At 48.8% G+C, this 2,304-nt stretch carries 1 protein-coding gene and 2 pseudogenes; 2 read left to right on the top strand and 1 reads right to left on the bottom strand.

The genetic code is table 11. From position 1 onward, the window contains the following. Positions 1-223, bottom strand: a pseudogene (locus DWZ76_RS14830) (IS66 family insertion sequence element accessory protein TnpB); the annotation flags it as partial. A gap of 103 nt (positions 224-326) precedes the next feature. Between DWZ76_RS14830 and DWZ76_RS15435 the strand changes: the two are divergent. Together DWZ76_RS15435 and istA are read left to right on the top strand one after the other, a co-directional pair. Beyond that, positions 327-452 carry a hypothetical protein gene (locus tag DWZ76_RS15435; protein ID WP_279220605.1) on the top strand — a complete coding sequence of 42 codons (126 nt, stop codon included), beginning with the start codon at positions 327-329 and terminating at the stop codon, positions 450-452. Positions 453-828: 376 nt separating this feature from the next. Beyond that, positions 829-2,304: pseudogene (istA, locus tag DWZ76_RS14820) on the top strand (IS21 family transposase); the annotation flags it as partial.

The raw sequence follows: 2,304 nt of genomic DNA, 5'->3' as shown, positions 1-2,304 counted from the left end.
TCGGCTGAGGAAGCTCCACAAACGCCGGTTCTGGATTGTAGACCTCCAAACATGCTTTGCGGACTCTTTTCAGACGATAATAATAATTCGCTTTTGTGATGCCATGCTCACTGCACCAGGTTTCTACTTTCATATCTGCAGGGCGGTTTTTACAATCCTGGATCTGTGCCGCCCATTGCTGCAACCGAACCTGTTCAGCAACTAAACTTGTTTGACTGCTCATAGATAGACCTCCATAGGCGGTCAAAAAAGTTGAGTACTTAACTTTTTTGACTCTGTATAGTGTGAGACTATTATGGCAGAAAAAGGAGTGGAGGAACAGGTACTTGCTATGGAGCGTTTACGATCAGAAAGCAGCTGAAGAAGCGAAAAAGTCGGAAGCCGAGGCTGTGGTTAAGAAACTGCTGGCCGGTGGTATGAGTGCTGATGAGATTCTTGAGAAGTTGAAGTGATTCTATTAGCCGTGTGAACTTCAGAAGTTCGCACGGTTATTTTTAGAGGTGGTGGTTAGTCAAAACTAATCGCGCTTCATAAAAATAGCCCCACCGTGGAGTGGGGGCAATCGATCAGTCATTGTCCTCTGCTCGTATTCGGAGCAGCTCGGTTTTCTCGTTTTCCGTTGCCGGCCGCACGGCAGACTTCTCTCCAAACTGAGTATTCTGGGCGATTCTGAACCGCCGTTCCGGCGCCACAGTACCGCTGTTCCATTTTAGACGATACCGCGATTCTGGGAATCGGATACCGAGGTTCCGGTCAGATGGTACCGTTTCCTTTATAATGAATTCATACGCTTTGCAGCGTAAATTCATTACGAAGGAGGTCACCATTATGACCAAGTATCGTGAGATCATCCGGCTTGCCGGATTGAATCTCAGCCAAACCAACATTGCCCTTAGCTGCAATGCATCCAAGACAACTGTCAACAAGGTGCTGAAGGCAGCCAAAGAGCAAAATCTTGTCTGGCCTCTGGATCCTAAACTTAGCGATCCAGTCTTAGGCAAGTTGCTTTTCCCTGAAGTGAAAGCGAAGCCAGCCACTTTAAAGCGGATGCCCGATTTCGAGCATGTCCGCAAAGAGCTTCTTCGAAACGGGGTGAATAAGAAGCTCCTTTGGACAGAGTATCTTGAAGAATGCCGTCTCTCCAAAGAAGAGCCACTTATGTACTCTCAGTTCTGCTACTACATCCAGCAGGATGAGCAGAAGCGCCGCGCCACTATGCATATCAACCGCAAGCCTGCGGAGCAGATTGAGGTCGACTGGGCAGGTGATCCTGCGCACATCATCGACCCAGATACCGGTGAAATTCTGGATGCCCAGATTTTCGTAGGTGTTATGACCTACAGTTAGTATCCATACGTAGAAGCCTTTATGGATCAGAAACAGGCGTCATGGATCGCAGCACACATCCACATGTACGAGTACTTTGGCGGTGTTGCAAAGATCCTCGTGCCAGACAACTGTCGCACTGCTGTGGATCATAATAATAAAAGCTGGAATGATCCACGGATCAATGCCGTCTATCAGGAAATGGCAGAACACTATAGCATCGCCATTATTCCGGCACGCGTCCGTTCTCCAAAGGATAAGCCTAATGCCGAGGGCAGTGTAGGCAATATTTCCACATGGATCACAGCAGCGCTACGGAACGAGCAGTTCTTTTCTCTCGGTGAGTTAAATCAGGCGATCCGGCAGAAACTGGAAGATTTCAGCCATCGCCCGTTCCAAAAGAAAGAGGGGAGTCGGTATGAAATCTTCCGCGACGAAGAACTGCCATTGCTGGCTCCGTTACCTGCTACCCCATATGAACTGGCGGAATGGAGACAAGCCACCGTTCAGTTCAATTATCACATAGCGTTTGCAGGAATGCTATACTCCGTTCCACATGAGTATATAAAGCGCAAAGTTGATGTGAGAGTCACAAACAAGACCATTGAGGTTTTCTACAACCACAATCGAATCGCGTCCCACCGTCGACTGTATGGTCGCAAAGGTCAGTATAGCACAATCACAGAGCATATGCCGCCTTCTCATCAGCAGTATCTTGAGTGGAACGGCGACCGCTTCCGGCAATGGGCGAAGCGCATCGGTTCCAGTACCTACCAGACCGTGGATGCAATCCTTACCTCCAAGCTGGTAGAACAGCAATCCTACCGTAGTTGCATGGGACTTTTAAAGCTGGCCGACAAGTATTCTGTCGATCGGCTGGAAGCCGCCTGCTGCAAGGCGCTCACCTTTATAGCCACTCCGAGCTATAAAAGCATCAAGAACATACTTGATACCGGGAGTGACCGAACAGAGCCAGCT

This window comes from Clostridium sp. AF35-15 (assembly GCF_003477745.1).
In the GTDB taxonomy this organism is placed as follows: Bacteria; Bacillota; Clostridia; order Lachnospirales; family Lachnospiraceae; genus Otoolea; species Otoolea fessa.
Note: the sequence above shows the minus strand (reverse complement) of the source record. Positions and strands in the feature narration are given on the sequence as shown.